Below are 21,909 nucleotides of genomic sequence, written 5' to 3'. Positions count from 1 at the left end.
AATGAGCGTTTTGATTAATAAAGACACCAAAGTATTGGTACAAGGTTTCACCGGTAAAAACGGTACGTTTCACTCAGAGCAGGCGCTGGCCTACGGCACCAAAGTGGTGGGCGGCGTTACCCCCGGCAAAGGCGGTCAAACCCACCTGAATCTGCCCGTGTTCAACACCATGAAAGAAGCGGTTAAAGAAACCGGCGCCGATGCTTCGGTGATTTACGTGCCGGCACCGTTTGTGCTCGATTCAATCGTGGAAGCCGTGGATTCGGGCGTGGGCTTGGTGGTGGTAATCACCGAGGGTGTGCCCACTTTGGATATGCTCAAAGCCAAGCGCTACTTGGAAACCAACGGCAACGGCACTCGCTTGGTCGGCCCCAACTGCCCAGGTGTGATTACCCCGGGCGAATGCAAAATCGGCATTATGCCGGGCCATATCCACCAGCCGGGCAAAATCGGCATTATTTCCCGCTCAGGCACGCTCACTTATGAAGCCGTGGCGCAAACCACCAAGCTGGGCTTGGGTCAATCGACCTGTATCGGCATCGGCGGCGACCCGATTCCGGGTATGAACCAAATCGATGCGCTGGAATTGTTCCAAAACGATCCGCAAACCGAAGCCATTATTATGATTGGTGAAATCGGCGGCACCGCAGAAGAAGAAGCCGCAGAATACATCCAATCTAACGTGAGCAAGCCGGTGGTGGGCTATATTGCCGGTGTTACCGCGCCGAAAGGCAAACGCATGGGCCACGCCGGTGCGATTATTTCCGGCGGCAAAGGCACGGCCGAAGAGAAATTCGCCGCCTTTGAAAAAGCCGGCATGGCTTACACCCGCAGCCCGGCCGAATTGGGCAGCACCATGCTGGAAGTGCTGAAAAGCAAAGGCATGGCATAAGCTTAACGCTGTATAGCATCCAGAGGCCGTCTGAACATTCAGACGGCCTTTTTATATTGCGATACCTAAAATCAAAACAACACAAATTGCCGCCTTGTCGGCTTACTTTTTTGAATGGGTATTATGTTATGATGCCGCCTTGTTTTCAGCAGAGCAAAAACATGGATAAAACCGTTTATCTTTACACCGACGGCGCGTGCAAAGGCAACCCCGGCGCGGGCGGCTGGGGCGTGTTGATGCGCTACGGGACGCATGAAAAAGAGCTGTTTGGCGGCGAGCCCGACACCACGAATAACCGTATGGAGCTCAAAGCCGTGATTGAAGGCCTCAAAGCGCTCAAGCGCCGCAGCCGCGTGCAAATCTGCACCGATTCGCAATATGTGAAAAACGGCATGGAAAGCTGGATACACGGCTGGAAGCGCAACGGTTGGAAAACCGCAGCCAAGCAGCCGGTGAAAAATGCCGATTTATGGCGCGAGTTGGATGAGCAAGTGGCGGCGCACGATGTGGTGTGGACTTGGGTGAAAGGCCATGCCGGCCATGCCGAAAACGAGCGCGCCGATGCGCTGGCCAATCGCGGCGCGGCGGCTTTCGGTTAATATTCGGTTAAATTGCATAAATATCCTTAAATCAGGCCGTCTGAAAGCGGTTCAGACGGCCTGATACATTAAAATAATCCCTTTTAGACCAAGCCAAAAAAGTTGCTTCGCCTTGCCGGGCTGGCTGTACTGTCTGCGCCTCACTGCCTTGCAAGCTTACTTTTTTGAATGGGTATAATCCTTTTATCCAAGCGGAGCGTATTATGGCCGAATGCCCGATTTGCAGCGCGCAAAACGAAGAAATTTTGTGGCAAAACCCTCAATTGCGCGTGATTGCCGTGCATAACGAATCCAATGCGCCGGCTTTTTGCCGCGTGATCTGGCAGGCGCATGTGGGGGAGATGACCGATTTGGCGGCCGATGAGCGCGCCGAAATTATGAATGCGGTGTATCGCGTTGAGGCGGCCATGCGCCAAGTGTTTCAGCCGGCCAAAATCAATTTGGCGAGCTTGGGCAATGTAGTGCCGCACCTGCATTGGCATGTGATTGCCCGCTTTGATAATGATGCCAATTTTCCCGCGCCTATTTGGGCGCCGGCGCAGCGCAAGGCCACGATGACGGTGGCGGACGATTGGCCGCAGCAGGTTAAAAAACTGCTTGAGGCCGTCTGAAAGGCTGTTTGAAGTTGGCAGACCACCCGAATAGCATGAAGATGAAACAAGCTGATGGCGCATATGCTCGGGTGTTCTGCTTGGATAAAATCATTGCCTGAATAAAACCATAAGGATAAATCATGACTTGGCAAACTTCCCGCCGCCATTTTTTGCGCACAGGTGCCGCTTTTGCCGGTGCCGGCCTGCTGCAAGCCTGCGGCAGCACTTCCCAACCTTCAACCTCACAAAAAGTCCAACCCGTGCCGCCGAGAAAAACCCAGCCTGCCCGTCAAGGCGATAATATCTTGCGTGTTGTGGCGCCTTCCGGCTTTGCCGAGAGCGCTGCCCGCGTTGAAATGGGGCTCACCCGACTCTACAACGCCGGCTTCACCGTGACCAACCAACAAGCGGGCTACCGCCGCTATCAGCGCTTTGCCGGCACCGATGCCGAGCGCATTGCCGATTTCCAAGATGTGGCCAGCGGCCGCGTGGCCACGCCCAAAGTGTTGATGGGCTTGCGCGGCGGTTATGGTGCGGCGCGCTTGCTGCCGCATATTGATTTCGACCGCTTGGGCGGCCGTATGCGCGAGCGCGGCACCTTGTTTTTCGGCTTCAGCGATGTGTGTGCCATTCAATTGGCGCTGCTGGCCAAAGGCAATATGGCCAGTTTCGCCGGCCCCATGGTATATAGCGAATTCGGCAAACCCGCGCCCAGCACCTATACCATGGATGCCTTTATCAGCGGCAGCACGCAGGCGCAAAACACTTTGGCGGTGGCGGAAATCCAGCGCCGCGATGTGAATGTGGAGGGCACACTGTGGGGCGGCAATCTGAGCGTGCTCGCTTCGCTGGCCGGCAGCCCCTATATGCCCGATGTGCCCGGCGGCATTTTGTTTCTCGAAGATGTGGGCGAGCAGCCTTACCGCATCGAGCGCATGCTGCAAACCCTTTATCTGGCCGGCATTCTTTCGAAGCAGCGCGCCATTGTGTTCGGCAATTTCCGCATGGGCACCATACGCGATGCCTACGACAGCAGCTATGATTTCAGCGGCGTGCTCAATACCATACAGCGGGTGGCCAAAGTGCCGGTGCTCACCGGTTTTCCTTTCGGGCATATCGCTAATAAAGCCACTTTCCCCTTGGGCGCGCATGCCAAAATCCGCAGCAGCGGCAACGGCGGCTACAGCGTAACCTTTAGCGGTTATCCGACCTTGGATGCCGGCAGCCTGTCGCTCAGCACGCTGTTGCCGCCGCCGGTGTCGTTTGGCGGATTTGGCAGCGTGCAAGAAACGGTGGTTGAAGATCCGGTGCAGGAATAATTGCCACCATAGCAACGATATTGAGAATGGCCGTCTGAAAGCTTTCAGACGGCCTTTGGTTTGATAGCGGTGGGACGGATTTATACCCATTCGAAAAAATAAGATAACAAGGCGGCGAGCCGAAGACAGTACACCTAGTACGGCTGGGCGAGTCAACGCGGTTAGGTTATTTTTGGATTGGTATAAATACTGCTGTTGTGTTTTAAAGGCCGTCTGAAACATATGTTCAGACGGCCTTGTTGCGCTTGGAAAAGGGCGGGAAGTGTGTTGGAAAGTTTGTGTCGGGTTGGTTGGTGCATAAAAAAACGGATGCCGCACGGCATCCGTTTCTCGGTGAATAAGCCCTACACCACGGCTTCTTCTTTTTTCTTCTGCGGTTTGGCCAAGTTGTCGCGATCAAGGCCAAACATAATCAGCAGGGGGCTGGCCACCAGCACCGATGAATAAATGCCGAACACGATGCCGATGGTGAGCGCCAGGGCAAAGCCGTGCAAGGCTGCGCCGCCGAAAATCAGCATGGAGAGCACCATGGCTTCGGTGGAGCCGTGGGTGATGATGGTGCGGCTCATGGTGGCGGTGATGGCATTGTCGATAATCTCGGGAACGGATTTATTGCGCATGGCCGGTTTGCGGAAGTTTTCGCGGATACGGTCAAACACCACCACCGATTCGTTGACCGAATAACCCAGCACGGCAAGGATACCGGCCAGCACGGTGAGCGAGAATTCCCATTGGAAAAAGGCGAAAAAGCCCAGAATAATGATAACGTCGTGCATATTGGCAATAATCGCCGCCACGGCAAAACGCCATTCGAAGCGCACCGACAAATAAATGATGATACCCACAATCACCATGGCCAAGGCCAGCAGGCCGTTGGTGACCAGCTCGTCGCCCACTTGCGGGCCGATAAATTCGACTTGGCGCAGGGTAACGTCGGGGTTGTCGGCTTTGAGCAAATCCATCACTTGGTTGGAGAGCTGCGCCGAGGGCACGCCTTCTTTATTGGGCAGGCGGATCATGATGTGGCGGTTGGTGCCCAATGCCTGCACCTGCACTTCGCCATCGCTGATGCTGTTGAGGCGGTTGCGCACTTGGTTCACTTCCGCGCCTTGTGTGTATTGCACTTCCATCACGGTGCCGCCGGTGAATTCCACCGAGAGATTCAGCCCGCGTGTGAGCAAAAAGAACACGGCTAACACAAAGGTAACCAACGAGATAAACGTGGTTAACTTGCCGTAGCTCATAAACGGGATGTCGCGTTTGATTTTGAATAATTCCATCTTGCCTTACTCCTTACCGGCGGTTTCGGCGGCGGGTTTCCACACCGAGCCGATAGAGATGCGTTTGAGGTTGCGGCGGCTGCCGTACCACAGATTGACCAATGCGCGGGAAACCACCACCGATGAATACATCGAGGTGAGGATGCCCAAGCAATGCACCACGGCAAAGCCGCGCACCGGGCCGGAGCCGAAAATCAACAGCGCAATGCCGGCAATCAGCGAGGTGATGTTGGAATCGACAATGGTTGCCCAAGCGTGCTGATAGCCGAGGTTGATGGCTGCCTGCGGAGCGGCACCGCCGCGCAATTCTTCGCGGATGCGCTCGTTAATCAACACGTTGGAATCGATGGCCATGCCCAGCGTGAGCGCCAGCGCAGCGATGCCGGGCAGGGTGAGCGTGGCTTGCAATGCCGACAAAATGGCAATCAAAAACAGTAGGTTGCACGAGAGTGCAATCACGGAAACCACGCCGAACACGCGGTAATACACCACCATAAACACGGCCACCACGGCAAAGCCCCACAGGGTGGAGTTAAAACCTTTTTCAATGTTTTCTTTGCCCAAAGAGGGGCCGATGGTGCGCTCTTCGATGATTTCCATCGGCGCGGCCAGTGAGCCTGCGCGCAACAGCAGCGAGGTGTCGTTGGCTTCGGCCGAGCTCATGCTGCCGGAAATCTGCACCCGCCCGCCGGTGATGGCCGAGCGGATAACCGGCGCGGTCACCACTTCGGATTTACCCTGATCGATCAGCACCATAGCCATGCGCTTGCCGACGTTTTGCGAAGTGAGTTCGCCAAAAATCGAGCCGCCGGCATTATCGAGGTTGATGCTCACGGCAGGCGCGCCCATTTCATCAAAGCTGGGCTGGGCATCGTTGATGTTGTCGCCGGTGAGTTCCACCTGGCGGCTCACCAAAGTGGGCTGCGGGCGCTCGCCGGCGGTGTAGAGCAGCTCATAGCCGCTGGGCACGTTGCCGGCCAGTGCGGCCTGCATCTGTGCCGGATCATCCGACACCATGCGCACTTCCAGCGTGGCGGTGCGGCCGATGATGTCTTTGGCTTTGGCGGTGTCTTGCACGCCCGGCAGCTGCACCACAATGCGGTCGGCACCGGCTTGTTGAATCACAGGCTCGGCCACACCCAATTCGTTAACACGGTTGTGCAAGGTGTTGATGTTTTGCTTCACGGCATCGGCGCGCACTTTATCGAGCACTTCTTGCGAGAGCGTGAGGGTTAAGTCGTTGCCGTTGGGTGTGAGTGTGGCTTCGGGGAAAAGCTTGCGGAATTCGGGCAGGGCTTTTTGCAGATCGGCCGCATCTTGAAACGGCACGGTGAGGCTGTTGTCGGTTTGGCGCGGCGTGCCGGTACGGATTTGCTGGCGGCGCAATTCGCGGCGGATGTCGCCTGAATAGCGCTCGAAGGTTGTCTGCATGGCCGCTTTCATGTCCACCTGCATGGTGAAATGCACGCCGCCGCGCAAGTCGAGGCCGAGAAACATCGGGTTGGCCTTGATTTTAGCCATCCATTCGGGGCTGTCGGCCAAAAGATTGAGCGCGGTGATGTAGCCTTCGCCCAGCGTGTTTTCAATCACATCGCGTGCTTTGAGCTGAGTTTCGGCATCTTTAAAGCGCACTTTGAGCGAATTGTCAGCGATAAACATGCCGTCGGTGGCGATGTTGGCGGCCTGCAAGGCGGCGGAAACGCGGTTTTCGGTTTGCTCGTTGATGACGATGGCCTGGCGGTTGGTGGAAACTTGCACAGCAGGGGTTTCGCCAAACAGATTGGGCAGCGCATAAATGGCGGCCAAAATCAGCGTGGCGGCAATCAGCAGGTATTTCCAGAGCGGATAGCGGTTCATGTTAAACCTTCGTTATATAAAGACAAACAGCCGCAGCAAAAAATGCGGCGGCTAGGTGCGGGCGCTCAAATCAGGCGGCTTGTTTGCTGGCAATGGCGTTGCGTTCTACTTCAACCACCACGCCTTTGGCGATTTCCACAGAAAAAAACTGCTCGTTTACGGCGGTGATGGTGCCGGCAAAGCCGGAAGCCAAAATCACGCGGTCGCCGCGTTTGAGCTCTTTGAGCATGGCTTGGTGGGTTTTGAATTTCTTTTGCTGCGGGCGCATAATCAGCAGATAGAAAACCACTAAAATCAGCACCAGCGGTGCAAATTGCATCAGCATGTTGGGCTGGGCTGCGTCGGCGGCGTAGGCGAAGTCAATCATGTGTTGTCCAATCTAAAAAATCAGGAAAAATGGCGGGCAGATTTGGATTTCCTGCCCAAAGTAAGCTATTCTAAAGGGCTGGGCGGATTTTTCCAAGAAATTTCCGTATTATTAACTTTATTTATCAGTGAGGCCGTCTGAAAGCGGGGCGGTTCGCTTGCCGCAGCGCGTTGTGATGCGCAAATGGGTTGAAAACAGGAGCAAACAAGGTGCGTGCATGGTTACAGCGGCTGCTGGGCAAAAAGCCGAGCACAATATGGGTGAGCCATCCGATATTTCTGCAACACGAGCCGGGGCGCAACCATCCAGAAGCACCGGCGCGCATCAGTGCCATCAGCGCTGAATTGCAACAGCAAGGCATTTGGCGCAAGCTGTGGCGGCTGGAAGCGGAAGAGGCAGACGAGCGGCAATTGGCGCTGGTGCATCCGAGCAAATACCTCAATTATCTGGAAGCGCGCCAGCCGCAAAACGGCAAAATCGCCCGCATTGATGATGATACGGTGATGAGCAGCCATTCTTTATCGGCGGCGCGATGCGGTGCCGGCGCGGTGATTAAGGCGGTGGACAGGGTGATGCAAGGCAAGGCCGACAATGCTTTTTGTGCCGTGCGCCCGCCCGGGCACCATGCGGAAAGCGACAGGGCAGGCGGCTTTTGCCTGATTAACAATGTGGCGGTGGGCGCGATGCATGCGATTGCGCAATATCGTGTGCAGCGGGTGGCGGTGATTGATTTTGATGTGCACCACGCCAACGGCACGGAAGAAATTTTCAAAGGCGACCCGCGTGTGTTGCTGCTCAACAGCTGCGAGCCGGATCTTTATCCTTTTCCCAAACCTGAAATTGCCGCTGAGCACGACAATATTGTGAATACCTTGCTGGAATCGGGTAGCGGCAGCCTGGAAATGCGCCGCGCGGTGCGCGAGCAATGGCTGCCCAGGCTGGCTCAGTTTAAGCCGGAATTGATTCTGCTCTCGGCCGGCTTCGATGCGCATCGTGATGATGAAATAGGCCGTCTGAATTGGCACGAGGCCGATTATGCCTGGCTCACCCATCAAATCATGCAGGCTGCGCCGGCCTGCGCCGGGCGCATTGTGTCGGTGTTGGAGGGCGGCTATCATTTGGAAAGTTTGTCGAAAAGCGCGGCGGCACATTTATATGTGCTTTGCGGCATGGGCAAGCCCGAATGTGCGGTGAAATATGATCGTTATTTGAAAGCGCAAAAAGAAGTGACTGCTTAAATAGAAAATGAACAACAAAGGCCGTCTGAAAGAGTTTCAGACGGCCTTTGTTTGATTTGAAAAAGTTAAAAGAAAAGGTTTGGCTTATAAGATGGCGGCGGTGTTCGCATCGTGCTGGATAGTGTCATCTACCGTAATCAGCGAAGCGCCGTATTCCGCCGGTGCGGTAAACGCCACCGTGCCCAAGCCGCTGCTGCTGTGCTCGCCCAACGCGCCGGATAAATCAAGCGTGGTGGTGGAGAGCAGATCAGACAGCACCAAAGTGTCGCCCAGCACCAGCTTGTCTGCATGCTCGTCGCTTGCGGAATCCAACACGGTTTTGCCAGCGGCGTCGGCATCGTCTGATGAAGCGGCCAGCAATTTGACTGCAGCGGTTTTGCTGCTCACCAAGGTGTCGGTGCCGATATCGAGGCTCAGGCTGGTGGCGGACAGCAGGGGCTCGACAACAGGATTTTGAACGGACTTGACTGCAATAATCGCGTCGCTATTATGAGTGTTGTCATCGGCATAAACATCGGCTTTGACATGTTCTATCCAGCCGCGGTAAAACGCGTTGCGATCGGTCAAGATTTCATTGTCAACCACATATAGCAAGGGCTTCTCATCGCCGGCACGGCCGTGAAGGCTGACAATGGCGTTGTTCATATTGCCGTGCAACTCAAACGTGTTGTTGGTGATGTTGTAGCTCTCGGCGTTGCCTATCATTTGGATGGCTTCGATGCTGCCATCGGAATTTTCCCGCACTTTAATGTAATTGCCATCTACGGTTACTACGCCGCGCAACTGGCCGTTGTTGTTGTGTTCGTTGATAAAAATCGGCATGGTGCCGGCGGCGATGGTGCCGATATCGCCATAGTTATCGATGATATTGATGGTGCCTGAGCCCAAGCCATTTTCGCCACTAACCAGATTTTTGGTGTTGTTGATGATGGCAATCATGTATTTGCTGGATTCGCCGATGATTTTATTTTCAGCAATATCCAACGTGTAATGCATTTTCTGCTCATGGTTGCGAAATTCGATGCCATAAGTTTGCACGGAATTTTTATACAGAGTCAGATTTTCGATGGTGTTGCCGCGAATTTCAAAATGACCGGCGTCGGCACTTTTCAGCTCTTTAAACTGGGCGTTGGTTTGCACTTGGATGCCGGAATAGCCGTGATAAGTGAGGCGCGGGTTGTCATCGGTTTCCAAGCGGAAATCCGGATCTTGTTTAATGGTGTTGTTGATGATTTTGACATTATCCATCGTGAATTGGCGGTTATACACAGCAATGCCGTAGAGGCGGTCGCCAATGGCAGTGTTGTTTTCAATCAAAATATCGTTGCCATCGTGCACATCCAGACCTTTGCGGTAGTTGTGATCGGTGGTGTTGTTTGTGAAGGTTACGCCAAAGTTATAGCTGCCTGCCATGGCGGTGATGCCGTAGCCTGTGCCACCGTCTGCCTCATGGCCGTTCCAGGCCAGATAGTTGTTGTCTGCAACAAAATCTTTTTGATAGGAAACCAATGCACCGGCCACGCGGTTGTGGTGCAGATGGCTGTCGATCAGGCGGTTGTTTTCACCCAGCGGCAGATTTTCGTAGGTTTCATCCACTTCGTTTCTATATAAGCGCCCTTTATAGGAAAGGCCTTTGCCTTCGGGATCTTTTTGCAGCGCCTGGGTAGAGGTGAAATTTACGCCGGCGCGGTTGGCACCGGAAACCTCTACTTTACTGATTAAAGTGTTGTCTGAATCGTTGACCAAAATGCCGCTCACTTTGCCGAAATAGCTGTCACCCGGGCGGTAAAAGTCATCTTTATTGGTGTATTCCACCGATAAATCGGCAATGGTTTTATTGCTTTGGCCGTCAATCAAAATACCGGCGAAAGCTCGGATGTCGTCTTCATTGGTGTTGGGGTTGAACAAGCCGGTTTGTGCTTTATCAAACGAAATAGTGGTGTTGCCCATGCCATCGCCAAACAGGCCGGTAACGCCTTGATTATTGCTGTTGAGCACGATTTGATCGGAAATTTTCAACGAGCCGTGCAGATACACCGCCGCACCTTCTTGGTGCGCTGCGGCCAGCGCTGCATTGATGGCAGCGAGGCTGTCGGTTTCGCCGCTGGTGTCGGTGCCGAATTCGCGCGCATCAATATAAGTGCCATAGGTGGCGTGCTGATAAACCATGTAGTCGCCGAATGCGCCCGGACGGCCTTCGTCTTGCCCGTTGGGTATGGGATCTGAAGGTTTTTCTTCAACCACAGGCTTTTCTTCAACCACAGGTTTTTCTTCAACCACAGGCTTTTCTTCAACCACAGGCTTTTCTTCAACCACAGGCTTTTCTTCAACCACAGGCTTTTCTTCAACCACGGGCTTTTCTTCAACCACGGGTTTTTCTTCAACCACAGGTTTCTCTTCAACCACGGGCTTCTCTTCAACCACAGGTTTCTCTTCAACCACAGGTTTCTCTTCAACCACAGGTTTCTCTTCAACCACAGGTTTCTCTTCAACCACGGGTTTTTCTTCAACCACGGGTTTCTCTTCAACCACGGGTTTTTCTTCAACCACGGGTTTTTCTTCAACCACAGGTTTTTCTTCAACCACGGGTTTTTCTTCAGCCACGGGTTTTTCTTCAACCACGGGTTTTTCTTCAACCACGGGTTTTTCTTCAACCACAGGTTTTTCTTCAACCACAGGTTTCTCTTCAACCACGGGTTTCTCTTCAACCACAGGTTTCTCTTCAACCACAGGTTTCTCTTCAACCACAGGTTTCTCTTCAACCACAGGTTTCTCTTCAACCACAGGTTTCTCTTCAACCACAGGTTTCTCTTCAACCACAGGTTTCTCTTCAACCACAGGTTTCTCTTCAACCACGGGTTTCTCTTCAACCACGGGTTTCTCTTCAACCACGGGTTTTTCTTCAACCACGGGTTTTTCTTCAACCACAGGTTTCTCTTCAACCACAGGTTTTTCTTCAACCGCAGGTTTGCCGGGCACCGGAGCAGAATTGTCGCTGCCACCACCGCCACCACCACCGCCCGCAGCCGCGCCGAGCAGGCCTGCGCCTGCGATGCCGCCAAGCACGGCAAGAATTTTGCTGGAACCTGATGCGGGTTGGGTGGCGGCCATCACTTGCTCGGCCAGCAAAGGATCTGTGGCAGGTGCTTCAGGATAAGCGGCCAGTGCGCCGTTTTGCTGCATGCCGACCACAGGCGGTTTGTTGTTGGCGGAGAGGGGGGCGTAATAATTTTCGATGATTAAATCGGTTTGGCCGGTGCCGGCTTCCTCAAAGCTGATGTGCAAATCATCGTTTACCCGCGTAAAAGCAGCCTGTTCGGGCGCGAGCCCAGTTTCGGCGTCGGCCAATTGGTAGTAAGCGTTATCGAGATTGCTTACCTGTATTTTCAAGGGTTGGTTTTGCCCGGTAGACAAATGATAGCGGCCCAGATTTTCAACTGTGGCCGCGTGGTTTGCCATTACTTTGTTAAGTGAGATTGTGAATTGTTTTGCCATTTTGTTAAATTCCGTAAAATAATTGTGTTTGATAAAAATAAACTAATACAAATTGAATGATTTTTTATTTATAGTGAAATAAGGCCATGATGATTTTTGATGCAAAAAAAGAAAAACAAAGTATCTACTTTAATTGGCTTCTTTAATGCATTTTGGTAACTTGGCGGTTGCCATGGTGAGCAAAGTCAGAAACGCCGTGTTAATCTCATTAATATGCATATCGATAATCTGAATGCATATGCCCTTTCCATATTGTTATGAATTGCAAAGTATCATAATAAATATAATTATGACAATAGTTATTTTATACTTTGTTATTTTAAATAAGTTTTTATTTCCCAAAGTGGGTATTATTCAAGTTGGGTAAGTGAAAAGGCGCGTTTGCAGACGCATCAGGAGCATGCGTTTTGGGCGAATGGTTTTTACACATGATGTTTGAGTGGAAGGCGTGGTCGAAGTGAGTGGTTTGATGATTTTGATGCGGCAGGCCGTCTGAATGTTTTCAGACGGCCTGCCGCTTTAAGTTCATGGAAAAACAAAGTGTTTTTCTGTATAATCACGCCTCTTAATGATTAGGCGGTGCCTATAGGCCGTCTGAAATCCATCAGAATAAACGAGCGATTATGTCCAATATCCCCGAACAGGTGCGCCACCGCCGCACTTTTGCCATTATTTCCCACCCCGATGCGGGCAAAACCACGCTCACGGAAAAGCTGTTGCTTTTTTCGGGCGCGATTCAGAGCGCGGGCACGGTGAAAGGCAAAAAAAGCGGCAAATTCGCCACTTCCGACTGGATGGAAATCGAGAAGCAGCGCGGCATTTCGGTGGCTTCATCGGTGATGCAGTTTGAGTATCACGACCACACGGTGAATCTGCTCGACACACCCGGCCACCAAGATTTTTCGGAAGACACTTATCGTGTGCTCACTGCGGTAGACAGCGCTTTGATGGTGATTGATGCGGCAAAAGGTGTAGAAGCGCAAACCATCAAGCTTTTGAACGTGTGCCGTTTGCGCAACACGCCGATTGTTACTTTTATGAACAAATACGACCGCGAGGTGCGTGATTCGCTCGAATTGCTCGATGAGGTGGAAAGCGTGCTGCAAATCCGCTGCGCACCGGTAACTTGGCCGATCGGCATGGGCAAAAATTTCAAAGGCGTGTATTCGATTTTGAACGATGAGGTGTATTTGTTTGAAGCGGGCGGCGAAAAGCTGCCGCACGAATTTGAAGTGATTTCTGGCATTGATAATCCGCGCCTGGATGAATTGTTTCCGCTCGATATGGATAACTTGCGCGCTGAAATCGAGCTGGTGCAGGCGGCTTCCAACGAATTCGATTTAGAAGCTTTTTTGGCGGGCGAGCTCACGCCGGTGTTTTTCGGCTCGGCCATCAATAATTTCGGCATTCAGGAAATTTTAAATTCGCTGATTGATTGGGCACCGGCGCCGAAAGGGCGCGATGCCACCGTGCGCGAAGTGATGCCCGATGAAGAGAAATTTTCCGGTTTTGTGTTTAAAATCCAGGCCAATATGGATCCGAAGCACCGCGACCGTATTGCTTTTTTGCGTGTGTGCTCGGGGCGCTTCGAGCGCGGCATGAAGATGAAGCATTTGCGCATCAACCGCGATATTGCCGCTTCCAGCGTGGTGACGTTTATGTCGCACGACCGCGAGCTGGTGGAAGAGGCTTATGCCGGCGACATTATCGGCATTCCCAACCACGGCAATATTCAGATTGGCGACAGTTTTTCCGAGGGCGAGCAGCTGGCGTTTACCGGCATTCCGTTTTTCGCGCCGGAATTGTTCCGCAGCGTGCGCATTAAAAATCCGCTGAAAATGAAGCAATTGCAAAAAGGCTTGCAGCAGCTGGGCGAAGAGGGCGCGGTGCAGGTGTTTAAACCGCATTCGGGCGCCGATTTGATTTTGGGCGCGGTGGGCGTGTTGCAGTTTGAGGTGGTGACCGCGCGGCTGGCAGCGGAATACGGCGTGGAAGCGGTGTTTGATTCCGCCAGCATTTGGTCGGCACGCTGGGTGTCGTGCGACGATAAGAAAAAACTGGCCGAATTTGAAAAAGCCAACGCCGGCAATTTGTCGATTGATGCCGGTGGCAACCTGGCTTATCTGGCGCCCAATCGTGTGAATTTGGGTTTAACGCAAGAGCGTTGGCCGGATATTGTGTTCCACGAAACGCGCGAGCATGCAGTGAATTTAAATGACTGATGCGGTTGTGTAAAACCAGCAAGGCCGTCTGAAAAAGTTTTCAGACGGCCTTGTTTGTTTCACTTAGGCGCAACCCAGTAAAACCCCAATGATTTTATATAGTGAAATGTATAAAAAACTGATACAGCGGGTAGGTTGGGTTGCAAACCCAACCAATCTACAAGCCGTCTGAAACGTTGGGTTTATCAACCCGACCTACGCCGCTGTAAAATGGTGTTCCGTGTCACTTTTTCTTGCATTTTACTATGAAATCAATCTGTTGAACAAGCGTGGATTACTCCAAAAAAACGCTTATCTGATTTAAATCGTGCCATGATAAAAAGGCCGCCTGAAAAAGCAGCCTGTAGGTCGGATTCTCGAATCCGACACTTGTTCGCAGAACAAGGCACGAACATCGTTTTGGCCGTTGGCCAAACGTCGGATTCAAGAATCCGACCTACACGGATGATGTTGCCGAACTGCTTTTATTTTGTAAGGTTATTTTTTTGAATTGGTATCAAAGGCCGTCTGAAAAAGTTTTCAGACGGCCTTTGATTTGATTAATTTAATCTATCAGCTTTCTTCGCCCAGCAGCTGCTCGCGGGTAAGCAGAAACACAAAACCATCGCCGCCGCTGGTTTCCAGCCAGGTAAACGGCAGCTCGGGATAAGCGGCCTCGAGCACATCGCGGTTGTGGCCGATTTCCACCAGCAACACGCCTTTGGGATTGAGGTGTTTGGCCGCCTGCAAGAGGATTTCGCGGGTGGCATCGAGGCCGTCGTCGCCGCTGCCCAGCGCAAGCTCAGGCTCGTGCAGGTATTCTTCGGGCAAGGTATCGACCGATTCGGCATCGACATAAGGCGGGTTGGACACGATTAAATCGTAAGTCTCTTCCAGCCCTTCAAACAAATCGGTGTGAATCAGGTTGATGCGGTTTTCGAGGCCGTAGTCTTCCACATTGATGGCCGCCACTTCCAGCGCATCTAGGCTTAAATCGACGGCATCGATTTGGGCATCGGGATAATGGTGCGCCATTTGAATGGCCAAGCAGCCGCTGCCGGTGCATAAATCCAGCGCGCGGTGTACCAGCTCGGGGTGTTCGATCCACGGTGCCAAGGGCTCGCCCAAAAGCTCGTGCACAAATGAGCGCGGCACAATCACGCGCTCATCCACATAAAAATCAAAATCGCCCTGCCAGGCTTGGTTGGTGAGATAGGCTACCGGTATGCGCTCGTTGACGCGGCGGGCAATCAAATCGAGAAGATCTTGCTTTTCTTCGGCTAAAAGTTTGGCATCGAGATAAGGTTCGAGCGTGTCGAGCGGCAGGTTGAGGGTGTGCAAAATCAGATAGGCGGCTTCATCATGGGCGTTGTCGCTGCCGTGGCCGAAAAACAGCCCGGCTTCGTTGAAACGGCTCACGGCAAAGCGCAAAAGGTCGCGCAGGGTGGTGAATTCTTGGGCGGCTTGGTCAAACATGGCGGCTCCGAAAGCGGTGGGCGGATAAAGCTTGATTATAGCTGATGTGGCGGGTTTTCGTGCAGGCCGTCTGAACGCAATTTCAATGAATGATAACGAAATATCATGTCCTCTGTGCCACAAAAAAACATGAGGCCGTCTGAAAGCTTTCAGACGGCCTCATGTTTTTCAGCGCACGCATCAGCCGATTAGTTGCGGAAACAGATTTTTCAGGCCGGCCACGATAATTTCTATCGACACCGCCGCCAGCAGCATGCCCATGATGCGGTTGAGGATGGTGAGGCCGGTTTCCCCCAGCCATTTGCTCACTCTGGCCGCTGCCATCAGGATAAGGTAGCAAATCAGGCTGATTAAAAAGCCGGCGGCGAGAATGGAGAGGGTGTCTTGATAATCTTTGGCGGCCGAAGCATAAATCACCACGGTAGAAATGCCGCCGGGGCCTATCATCATCGGAATGGCCAGCGGCACCACGGCAATGGCGCCGATTTGGCTGGATTTGCCCGGCTGGATGGTGATTTCGTTGCTCTCTTTAATGCCCACATCGGGTTTGGCCGGATTGTTGTTGCCGTTCATCATCGAAATGGCAATCAGCAGCACCAAAATGCCGCCGCCCACCTGAAACGAACCCACACTGATGCCCAAAAGTTTGAGCAATGCGCCGCCGGAAAGGGTGAAGATGCAGATGGTGACCAACACGGTAAACGAGGCGATTTGCGCCACTTTGCGCCGCTCTTTGGTGCTGTTGTTGCGGGTAAGGTCGAGAAAGATCGACAAAGCGCCAAAAGGGTTGATCAGCACCATAAAAGCCAAAATCAGCTTGCTGATCTGCATGCCCAAATCCATAAAACTTATCCTTTTTCAGCGGCGCTGGTTGGCAATGCCCATCAAGAGCGCCAACACAACCATAATCGATAAAGTGGCCGTGCCGCCGTAGCTCACCAAGGGCAGCGGCACGCCCACCACGGGCAGAATGCCGCTCACCATGCCCATGTTGACAAAGGCATAGCAGAAAAAAGTCATCGTGAGCGCGCCGGCGAGCGTGCGGCTGTAGAGCGTGGGCGCTTTGGCGGCGATATAGAGGCCGCGCGCCAGAATCAGCAGGTAAATCGCCAGCAGCAGCACATTGCCGATTAAGCCGAATTCTTCACCATACACGGCAAAAATAAAATCGGTGGTGGATTCGGGAATGTAATCCAAATGGGTTTGTGTGCCATTGAGCCAGCCCTTGCCCCATATGCCGCCCGAGCCGATGGCAATCATCGATTGGATAATGTGGTAGCCCGCCCCGAGCGGGTCTTGCGTGGGGTCGAGCAGGGTGAGCACGCGGGTTTTCTGATAATCGTGCATGCCGTAGCGCCAAAGCAGCGGCAAAGCAGCGGCAAAGCCGATAAGGGCGGCGAAAATGGCTTTCCACGGCAGCCCGGCAAAAAAGATCACAAATAGTCCTGATGCCATAATCAGCGTGGCGGTGCCCAAATCGGGCTGCTTCAAAATCAGGGCAACGGGCACCAACACAATCACAATGGCTGCCAAATAGTGATACCAGCGCAGCGACATTTCATATTTCTGGAAATACCAAGCCACCATCATGGGCAGGGCGATTTTCATGATTTCAGAGGGCTGGATGCGGCCAATGCCGATATTGAGCCAGCGGGTGGAGCCGTTGACGGTGATGCCGAAAAAGTGCACGCCCAGCAGCAGCACCACGCCGATGGCATACATGGGTAAGGCAAAATTCGACAAAATCTGCGGCCGCGTGCGTGCAATCAGCCATAAGAGCATGAAGCCCAGCACGGTGTGCAGGGTTTTGTTTTCAAGCTGGCCGATTTGCTGGCCGTCGGCCGAATAGAGTAAAAACAGGCTCATGATATAGATGGCCAGCATGGCGTAAAACAGCCAGGGATCCATCGGGCTCCAAACGATGCGCTTGATTTTTTGAAACAAGGTTTCGGTGTTCACGGTGTGGCTCCCGATGCGGGCAGAATATCCGAGGCCGGCCGGTGCACGGCATCATAGGCCGTCTGAAAAGGCGGAATGCTGCGGCGGGCAGGCGCGGCGGCCGGCTCGCTGGCGGCTAGGAGCGGGTTGTCTATGGTTTGTGCGCCGCTGAGCGTGGCTTTGTTAACGGTGGTGTTTTGGCCGCCTTTGAGCTTGAGCAGGTAATAATCGGAGAGTTGGCGCGCCAAGGGAGCGGCTGTGGCGCCCCAGCCGCCGTTTTCCAGCAACACGGCAATGGCGATTTGTGGGGGTTGCACCGGCGCAAACGAAATAAACCAGGCATGGTCGCGGTGTTGCTCGGCCAGCGCGGCGGCATTATAGCTTTTACCTTGCTGGATCTGCACCACTTGCGCGGTGCCGGTTTTGCCGCCCATGCTGTATTGCAGGCCGGCACCGACACGCCAAGCCGTGCCGCCCGGCTGCAACACTCTCACCATCGCTTGTTTGACATATTCGAAGTTGCTGCGGCTGAATGGAATGGTGCGCTCGGGCTTGGGCTCGATCAAGGTGATTTGGCGGCGCTCATGGTCGAGCAGCTCTTTAACCATGTGCGGGCGGTAAACCACGCCGTCGTTGGCCAGCGAAGCGGTGGCGTGCGCCATTTGCAGCGGCGTGTAGGCGTTGTAGCCCTGGCCGATACTCACCGACACCATTTCGGAAGCATTCCAAGTGCGCGCGGCGGGGTTTTTCGATTTGGCAAAGCGCTGGGCTTTCCATTCGCGGCTGGGCAGCACGCCGCGGTATTCGTTGGGCAGATCGATACCGGTTTGCCGGCCCAAATCAAATTCGGCCAGATAGGGTGCGGTTTTATCTATGCCCAATTCATAACCCAAGCGGTAGAAAAAGGTGTCGGACGACACTTGAATCGCTTTGCTCAGATTGGCCGAGCCGTGGCCGCTGCGCACCGAATCGCGGAATTGGTGGCGCGAGCCGGGTATGCTCCAAGCGCCGGGCGCGGGCACTATTGTGCTCTGATTGATTTTGCCGCTTTCGAGCAGCGCCATGCCCATGAACGGCTTGAAAGTGGAGCCGGGCGGATACAGGCCTTGGGTAACGCGGTTGATCAGCGGGCGCTGCCAGTTTTCATTCAGGCTTTTCCAGGTTTCGGTGTCGATGCCGTCGATAAAAAGATTGGGGTCGAACGAGGGCTTGGACACAAAAGCCAACACGCCGCCGGTTTGCGGGTCAATCGCAATAATGGCGCCGCGGCGGCCGTTCATCAGCCGGTCGGCTTCTTGTTGCAGGCGGATATCCATGGCCAGGCGCAGCGTTTGGCCGGTGTGGGCAGGCACGGTTTTGAGCACGCGCACCACATTGCCGTAAGCATCTTTTTCCACTTCCTGATAGCCGGGTGCGCCGTGAAGCTGGCGCTCATAAAAGCTTTCCAGCCCCGATTTGCCGATATGGGTGCTGCCGCGATAAAGCGCGGTGAGTTCTTCTTCATCCAGCTTTTTCTGGTCGCGCTCGCTGATGCGGCCGATATAGCCCAAAAAGTGTGCCGTCAGCTGGCCGTATGGGTATTCGCGAAAGGTGCGGGCATTGATTTCCACGCCTTTGAAGCGGTAAAGCTGCGCCGCCAATTTGGCCGCCTCATCGGGCAGCAACTTTAATTTGAGCGGTATTTTTTCATAAGAGCGAAATTCGGCGCGAAATTTGCGGAAACGGCGCAAATCGCCATCGGTGATGTCTACATAAGCACGCAGTGCTTCAATCATGTCGTCTGTTTTGACTTCCAGCTGGCTGGGCACGATTTCCAGCGAATAAGCCGGATAATTATGTGCCAGCACCACGCCGTTGGCATCAATCACTTCGCCGCGTATGGCCGGCGTGGGAATTAGCGAAATGCGGTTGGTGGTGGCTTTGGCGGTGAATTCTTCATGCTTGATGACTTGCAGAAACACAAAGCGGCCAATCAAAATGGCGAAAAACACCACAATCAGCACAAACGCCACCACCAAGCGCAGCAGATAATCGCGCTGCTGAACGGCTTGGTCGGTGGTGGCTTGATGATATTGGCGTGGCGTTTTCATCAGCGTAAACGGCGGGAATTAAGCATGCCGAGCATCATTTTGCTCAAAAGCGGCCACAAGAGTGCGCCGACGAAGGGGGCGATAAAACCTGCCCAGCCGGAAAAGCGGTGGTCATACATTAAGCGGATCAGCATCAAAATCAGCTGGTTGCACAATAAAGCGCCCAGCACGGCCACGGCCTGAAAGCCGTAATTGTAGAGAATAATCTGCCGCTGCCGCTGCTGCACCAGAAAAGTGATCAGCATATAAGAGAGCGCATGCTGGCCCAGCGGCGCTGCGGTGCCGATGTCGGTGAGCATGCCCACCACAAAAGCCGTGCCCACGCCCACCGATTGCGGCCGGTTGATTGCCCAATAAAGCAGCATGAGTGCGGTGAATTCAGGCAGCCAGAAAAAGCCATCCGATGAAAAGGGCATGAAATCCAGCAGCATGGCCACTGCAAACGTGGCAGCAATCAGGCGTTTGGAAATGCGGTTGTGGAAATCTTCAAAATCAGTCATGGCGCGGCAGGTGCGGGCGGTGTTGCCGGTTGGGCAGCGGTTTGGGGCAGGGTCAGCACATATTTGCTGCTGCGAAAGGCAGCCAGCGGCGAGAGCGTTACGCGGTAGTAAGGTGTGCCGGCAGCACGCGCGGCCTGATCGACTCTGGCCACCGGAATGCCTTGCGGATAAACGGAATCTAAGCCCGAAGTTTGCAGAATATCGCCGGGCTGCAAATCGGCATCAGTAGGAAAATAACGCAGATTCACCGCGCCGCCGCTGCCATAAAGCAGGCTGCGCACGCCGGTGCGCGCCACCACCACCGGAATAACCGTTTGGCTGTTGGTGATCAGGGTGAGCTCGGCGCTTAAAGGCTGTACTTGGGTGATTTGGCCGATCAGCCCGTATTGGTCGATTACCGCATCGCCGTTTTGCAGGCCGCTGCGGCTGCCTTTATTGATAATCAGCTTATCGGAGAGCGGATCTTTGCCGTTGGAAATCACTTCGGCGGTGGCCACGGCCTGAACGCCGTGCTGTTGCAGGCCGCCCAGTGCTTGCAATTCTTGCAGCTCGCGCTTTTGCTGCTGCGTTTGCTGCGCCAGCATTTTCAGACGGCCGTTTTCTTCCAAAAGCTGACGGTTGCTTGCCAACAGGGCCGTTTGCGATTGCATAAAGCCGCTCATGTATTCATACAGCCGCACCGGCTGATTGGCCAGCCATTGCAAAGGGTAGAGCGCCGTGGCCGCATAGCCTTTTGCCGCCTGCACGGCAGCATAGCGGTTGTCGAGCATCATCAGAACAATGCTGATTATCGAGAGGATAATCAGCTTGCTTACCGGCTTGATGCCTTTGCGGGCGAAATTTAAAGACTGTTCGGCCATCGGTGCGGCTGCCGCTGCGGATTAGGGGTTGGTTACGAAAACAGAATTGAGCTTACCAATCATTTCAAGCGCTTTGCCCGAGCCGCGCGCCACGCAGGTGAGCGGATCTTCTGCAATCATCACCGGCAGGCCGGTTTCTTCGGCCAAAAGGCGGTCGAGGCCTTTGAGCAGCGCGCCGCCGCCGGTGAGCACCAGGCCGCGGTCGGCAATGTCGGCACCCAATTCGGGCGGGGTTTGTTCCAGCGCGTTTTTCACCGATTGCACGATTTGGTTTAAGGGCTCGGTGAGCGCTTCGAGCACTTCATTGGAGCTAATGGTGAATGCGCGCGGAATGCCCTCGGCCAGATTGCGGCCTTTCACTTCGAGCTCGCGCACTTCCATGCCGGGGAAAGCCGAGCCGATGGATTTTTTGATTTCTTCGGCGGTGGCTTCGCCGATTAACATGCCGTAGTTGCGGCGCACATAATTGATGATGCTGTCGTCAAACGCATCGCCGCCCACGCGGATAGAGTGCGAATACACCACGCCGCTCAAGGAAATCACGCCCACTTCAGTGGTGCCGCCGCCGATATCCACCACCATCGAGCCGGTGGCTTCTTCAATCGGCAAGCCTGCGCCAATGGCGGCGGCCATCGGCTCTTCAATCAGATTAACGGTGGAAGCACCTGCGGCCAAGGCAGAATCGCGAATGGCTTTGCGCTCAACCTGGGTGGAGCCGCAAGGCACGCAGATCACGATGCGCGGCGCGGCGGCAAAGCGGCTGTTGTTCACTTTTTTGATAAACTGCTTGAGCATTTTTTCGGTGACGTTAAAGTCGGCAATCACGCCGTCTTTCATCGGGCGGATGGCCTGAATGCTGCCCGGCGTGCGACCGAGCATTTTTTTAGCTTCGGTGCCCACGGCCAGAATCACGCTTTTGCCGTGTGAGGCATCGGTTTGCATGGCCACCACCGAGGGTTCGTCCAAAACAATGCCTTTGCCTTTAATGTAAATCAAGGTGTTGGCGGTGCCCAAATCGATGGCAAGGTCGTTGGAAAAATAGCGGGTCAAAAAGCGAAACATGAACATTTCCTACAGATTTTGAAAATAGAAAAGAGTGTAGGCACGGCTTTTTTAGCGGCTTTTGTGGCACAAAAGCGCTGAAAATCGCCATGCCGCAGCATTGGTTTTCGGTTATAATCTTGCGATTAAACAGATGTAACGC

Annotated in this window: 17 protein-coding genes; 6 read left to right on the top strand and 11 right to left on the bottom strand. The window is 53.8% G+C overall.

Annotation, left to right across the window (positions count from 1 at the left end; all coding sequences use genetic code 11):
• Nucleotide 1: 1 nt before the first annotated feature.
• The 4 genes from sucD (at nt 2) to LVJ78_RS09445 (ending at nt 3,403) form a co-directional block, all read left to right on the top strand.
• Nucleotides 2-892, top strand: coding sequence for a succinate--CoA ligase subunit alpha (gene sucD / locus LVJ78_RS09460; protein WP_132954129.1), 891 nt, complete (start codon nt 2-4; stop codon nt 890-892).
• Between the two features lie 161 nt (nt 893-1,053).
• Complete coding sequence (rnhA, locus tag LVJ78_RS09455; protein WP_132954128.1) at nt 1,054-1,491, top strand: ribonuclease HI; 438 nt, start codon at nt 1,054-1,056, stop codon at nt 1,489-1,491.
• Between the two features lie 203 nt (nt 1,492-1,694).
• Nucleotides 1,695-2,102, top strand: a complete 408-nt coding sequence (locus tag LVJ78_RS09450) for an HIT family protein (RefSeq protein ID WP_132954127.1) — start codon at nt 1,695-1,697, stop codon at nt 2,100-2,102.
• A gap of 122 nt (nt 2,103-2,224) precedes the next feature.
• Nucleotides 2,225-3,403 (top strand): LD-carboxypeptidase, encoded by a 1,179-nt coding sequence (locus LVJ78_RS09445; protein WP_132954126.1) that lies wholly within the window; start codon nt 2,225-2,227, stop codon nt 3,401-3,403.
• 344 nt (nt 3,404-3,747) lie between these two features.
• Here the strand turns inward: LVJ78_RS09445 and secF are convergent, their stop codons facing one another.
• The 3 genes from secF to yajC all read right to left on the bottom strand — a co-directional run bounded on the left by secF (nt 3,748) and on the right by yajC (nt 6,907).
• A complete protein-coding gene (gene secF / locus LVJ78_RS09440) occupies nt 3,748-4,683 on the bottom strand; it encodes a protein translocase subunit SecF (protein WP_132954125.1) in 936 nt (311 codons plus the stop codon).
• Nucleotides 4,684-4,689: 6 nt separating this feature from the next.
• Nucleotides 4,690-6,540, bottom strand: coding sequence for a protein translocase subunit SecD (gene secD / locus LVJ78_RS09435; RefSeq protein ID WP_132954124.1), 1,851 nt, complete (start codon nt 6,538-6,540; stop codon nt 4,690-4,692).
• Nucleotides 6,541-6,610: 70 nt separating this feature from the next.
• Nucleotides 6,611-6,907, bottom strand: coding sequence for a preprotein translocase subunit YajC (gene yajC, locus LVJ78_RS09430; protein WP_132954123.1), 297 nt, complete (start codon nt 6,905-6,907; stop codon nt 6,611-6,613).
• A 188-nt stretch (nt 6,908-7,095) separates the two neighbouring features.
• On the opposite strand from yajC, the gene LVJ78_RS09425 reads away from it, so the two are divergent.
• Nucleotides 7,096-8,145, top strand: coding sequence for a histone deacetylase family protein (locus tag LVJ78_RS09425; RefSeq protein ID WP_424580117.1), 1,050 nt, complete (start codon nt 7,096-7,098; stop codon nt 8,143-8,145).
• An 84-nt stretch (nt 8,146-8,229) separates the two neighbouring features.
• Here LVJ78_RS09425 and LVJ78_RS09420 read toward each other — a convergent pair whose 3' ends face one another.
• On the bottom strand, nt 8,230-11,604 hold the full coding sequence (locus LVJ78_RS09420; protein ID WP_244802571.1) for a right-handed parallel beta-helix repeat-containing protein: 3,375 nt from the start codon (nt 11,602-11,604) through the stop codon (nt 8,230-8,232).
• A gap of 659 nt (nt 11,605-12,263) precedes the next feature.
• On the opposite strand from LVJ78_RS09420, the gene LVJ78_RS09415 reads away from it, so the two are divergent.
• Nucleotides 12,264-13,862 (top strand): peptide chain release factor 3, encoded by a 1,599-nt coding sequence (locus LVJ78_RS09415; RefSeq protein WP_132954122.1) that lies wholly within the window; start codon nt 12,264-12,266, stop codon nt 13,860-13,862.
• Nucleotides 13,863-14,414: 552 nt separating this feature from the next.
• On the opposite strand, the gene prmB is transcribed toward LVJ78_RS09415, so the two are convergent.
• The 7 genes from prmB to LVJ78_RS09380 form a co-directional block, all read right to left on the bottom strand.
• Nucleotides 14,415-15,317, bottom strand: coding sequence for a 50S ribosomal protein L3 N(5)-glutamine methyltransferase (prmB, locus tag LVJ78_RS09410; RefSeq protein ID WP_132954121.1), 903 nt, complete (start codon nt 15,315-15,317; stop codon nt 14,415-14,417).
• A gap of 180 nt (nt 15,318-15,497) precedes the next feature.
• Nucleotides 15,498-16,160 (bottom strand): MarC family protein, encoded by a 663-nt coding sequence (locus LVJ78_RS09405; protein WP_165870922.1) that lies wholly within the window; start codon nt 16,158-16,160, stop codon nt 15,498-15,500.
• A 15-nt stretch (nt 16,161-16,175) separates the two neighbouring features.
• On the bottom strand, nt 16,176-17,225 hold the full coding sequence (gene rodA, locus LVJ78_RS09400; protein ID WP_132954164.1) for a rod shape-determining protein RodA: 1,050 nt from the start codon (nt 17,223-17,225) through the stop codon (nt 16,176-16,178).
• 47 nt (nt 17,226-17,272) lie between these two features.
• Nucleotides 17,273-19,345 carry a penicillin-binding protein 2 gene (gene mrdA / locus LVJ78_RS09395; RefSeq protein ID WP_132954120.1) on the bottom strand — a complete coding sequence of 691 codons (2,073 nt, stop codon included), beginning with the start codon at nt 19,343-19,345 and terminating at the stop codon, nt 17,273-17,275.
• Nucleotides 19,345-19,845 (bottom strand): rod shape-determining protein MreD, encoded by a 501-nt coding sequence (gene mreD, locus LVJ78_RS09390; protein WP_132954119.1) that lies wholly within the window; start codon nt 19,843-19,845, stop codon nt 19,345-19,347. Before mreD ends, mrdA begins: the two co-directional genes overlap by 1 nt.
• Nucleotides 19,842-20,705 carry a rod shape-determining protein MreC gene (gene mreC, locus LVJ78_RS09385; protein WP_132954118.1) on the bottom strand — a complete coding sequence of 288 codons (864 nt, stop codon included), beginning with the start codon at nt 20,703-20,705 and terminating at the stop codon, nt 19,842-19,844. Before mreC ends, mreD begins: the two co-directional genes overlap by 4 nt.
• A 21-nt stretch (nt 20,706-20,726) precedes the next feature.
• Nucleotides 20,727-21,767: a rod shape-determining protein gene (locus LVJ78_RS09380; RefSeq protein WP_132954117.1), complete on the bottom strand. Its 1,041-nt coding sequence runs from the start codon at nt 21,765-21,767 to the stop codon at nt 20,727-20,729.
• Between the last annotated feature and the right edge of the window lie 142 nt (nt 21,768-21,909).

It is taken from the genome of Uruburuella suis, from assembly GCF_022870845.1.
In the GTDB taxonomy this organism is placed as follows: Bacteria; Pseudomonadota; Gammaproteobacteria; order Burkholderiales; family Neisseriaceae; genus Neisseria; species Neisseria suis.
This window is presented reverse-complemented; position numbering and strand designations above follow the sequence as displayed.

Excerpts from the sequence above, each read along its gene's own strand:
- yajC (WP_132954123.1), bottom strand. The coding sequence starts at position 6,907 with ATGATTGACTTCGCCTACGCCGCCGACGCAGCCCAGCCCAACATGCTG.
- LVJ78_RS09420 (WP_244802571.1), bottom strand. The coding sequence starts at position 11,604 with ATGGCAAACCACGCGGCCACAGTTGAAAATCTGGGCCGCTATCATTTG.
- prmB (WP_132954121.1), bottom strand. The coding sequence starts at position 15,317 with ATGTTTGACCAAGCCGCCCAAGAATTCACCACCCTGCGCGACCTTTTG.
- LVJ78_RS09405 (WP_165870922.1), bottom strand. The coding sequence starts at position 16,160 with ATGGATTTGGGCATGCAGATCAGCAAGCTGATTTTGGCTTTTATGGTG.
- LVJ78_RS09450 (WP_132954127.1), top strand. The coding sequence starts at position 1,695 with ATGGCCGAATGCCCGATTTGCAGCGCGCAAAACGAAGAAATTTTGTGG.
- mreD (WP_132954119.1), bottom strand. The coding sequence starts at position 19,845 with ATGACTGATTTTGAAGATTTCCACAACCGCATTTCCAAACGCCTGATT.
- LVJ78_RS09445 (WP_132954126.1), top strand. The coding sequence starts at position 2,225 with ATGACTTGGCAAACTTCCCGCCGCCATTTTTTGCGCACAGGTGCCGCT.
- LVJ78_RS09380 (WP_132954117.1), bottom strand. The coding sequence starts at position 21,767 with ATGTTTCGCTTTTTGACCCGCTATTTTTCCAACGACCTTGCCATCGAT.
- sucD (WP_132954129.1), top strand. The coding sequence starts at position 2 with ATGAGCGTTTTGATTAATAAAGACACCAAAGTATTGGTACAAGGTTTC.
- secD (WP_132954124.1), bottom strand. The coding sequence starts at position 6,540 with ATGAACCGCTATCCGCTCTGGAAATACCTGCTGATTGCCGCCACGCTG.
- rodA (WP_132954164.1), bottom strand. The coding sequence starts at position 17,225 with ATGGATCCCTGGCTGTTTTACGCCATGCTGGCCATCTATATCATGAGC.
- rnhA (WP_132954128.1), top strand. The coding sequence starts at position 1,054 with ATGGATAAAACCGTTTATCTTTACACCGACGGCGCGTGCAAAGGCAAC.
- mrdA (WP_132954120.1), bottom strand. The coding sequence starts at position 19,345 with ATGAAAACGCCACGCCAATATCATCAAGCCACCACCGACCAAGCCGTT.
- mreC (WP_132954118.1), bottom strand. The coding sequence starts at position 20,705 with ATGGCCGAACAGTCTTTAAATTTCGCCCGCAAAGGCATCAAGCCGGTA.
- secF (WP_132954125.1), bottom strand. The coding sequence starts at position 4,683 with ATGGAATTATTCAAAATCAAACGCGACATCCCGTTTATGAGCTACGGC.
- LVJ78_RS09415 (WP_132954122.1), top strand. The coding sequence starts at position 12,264 with ATGTCCAATATCCCCGAACAGGTGCGCCACCGCCGCACTTTTGCCATT.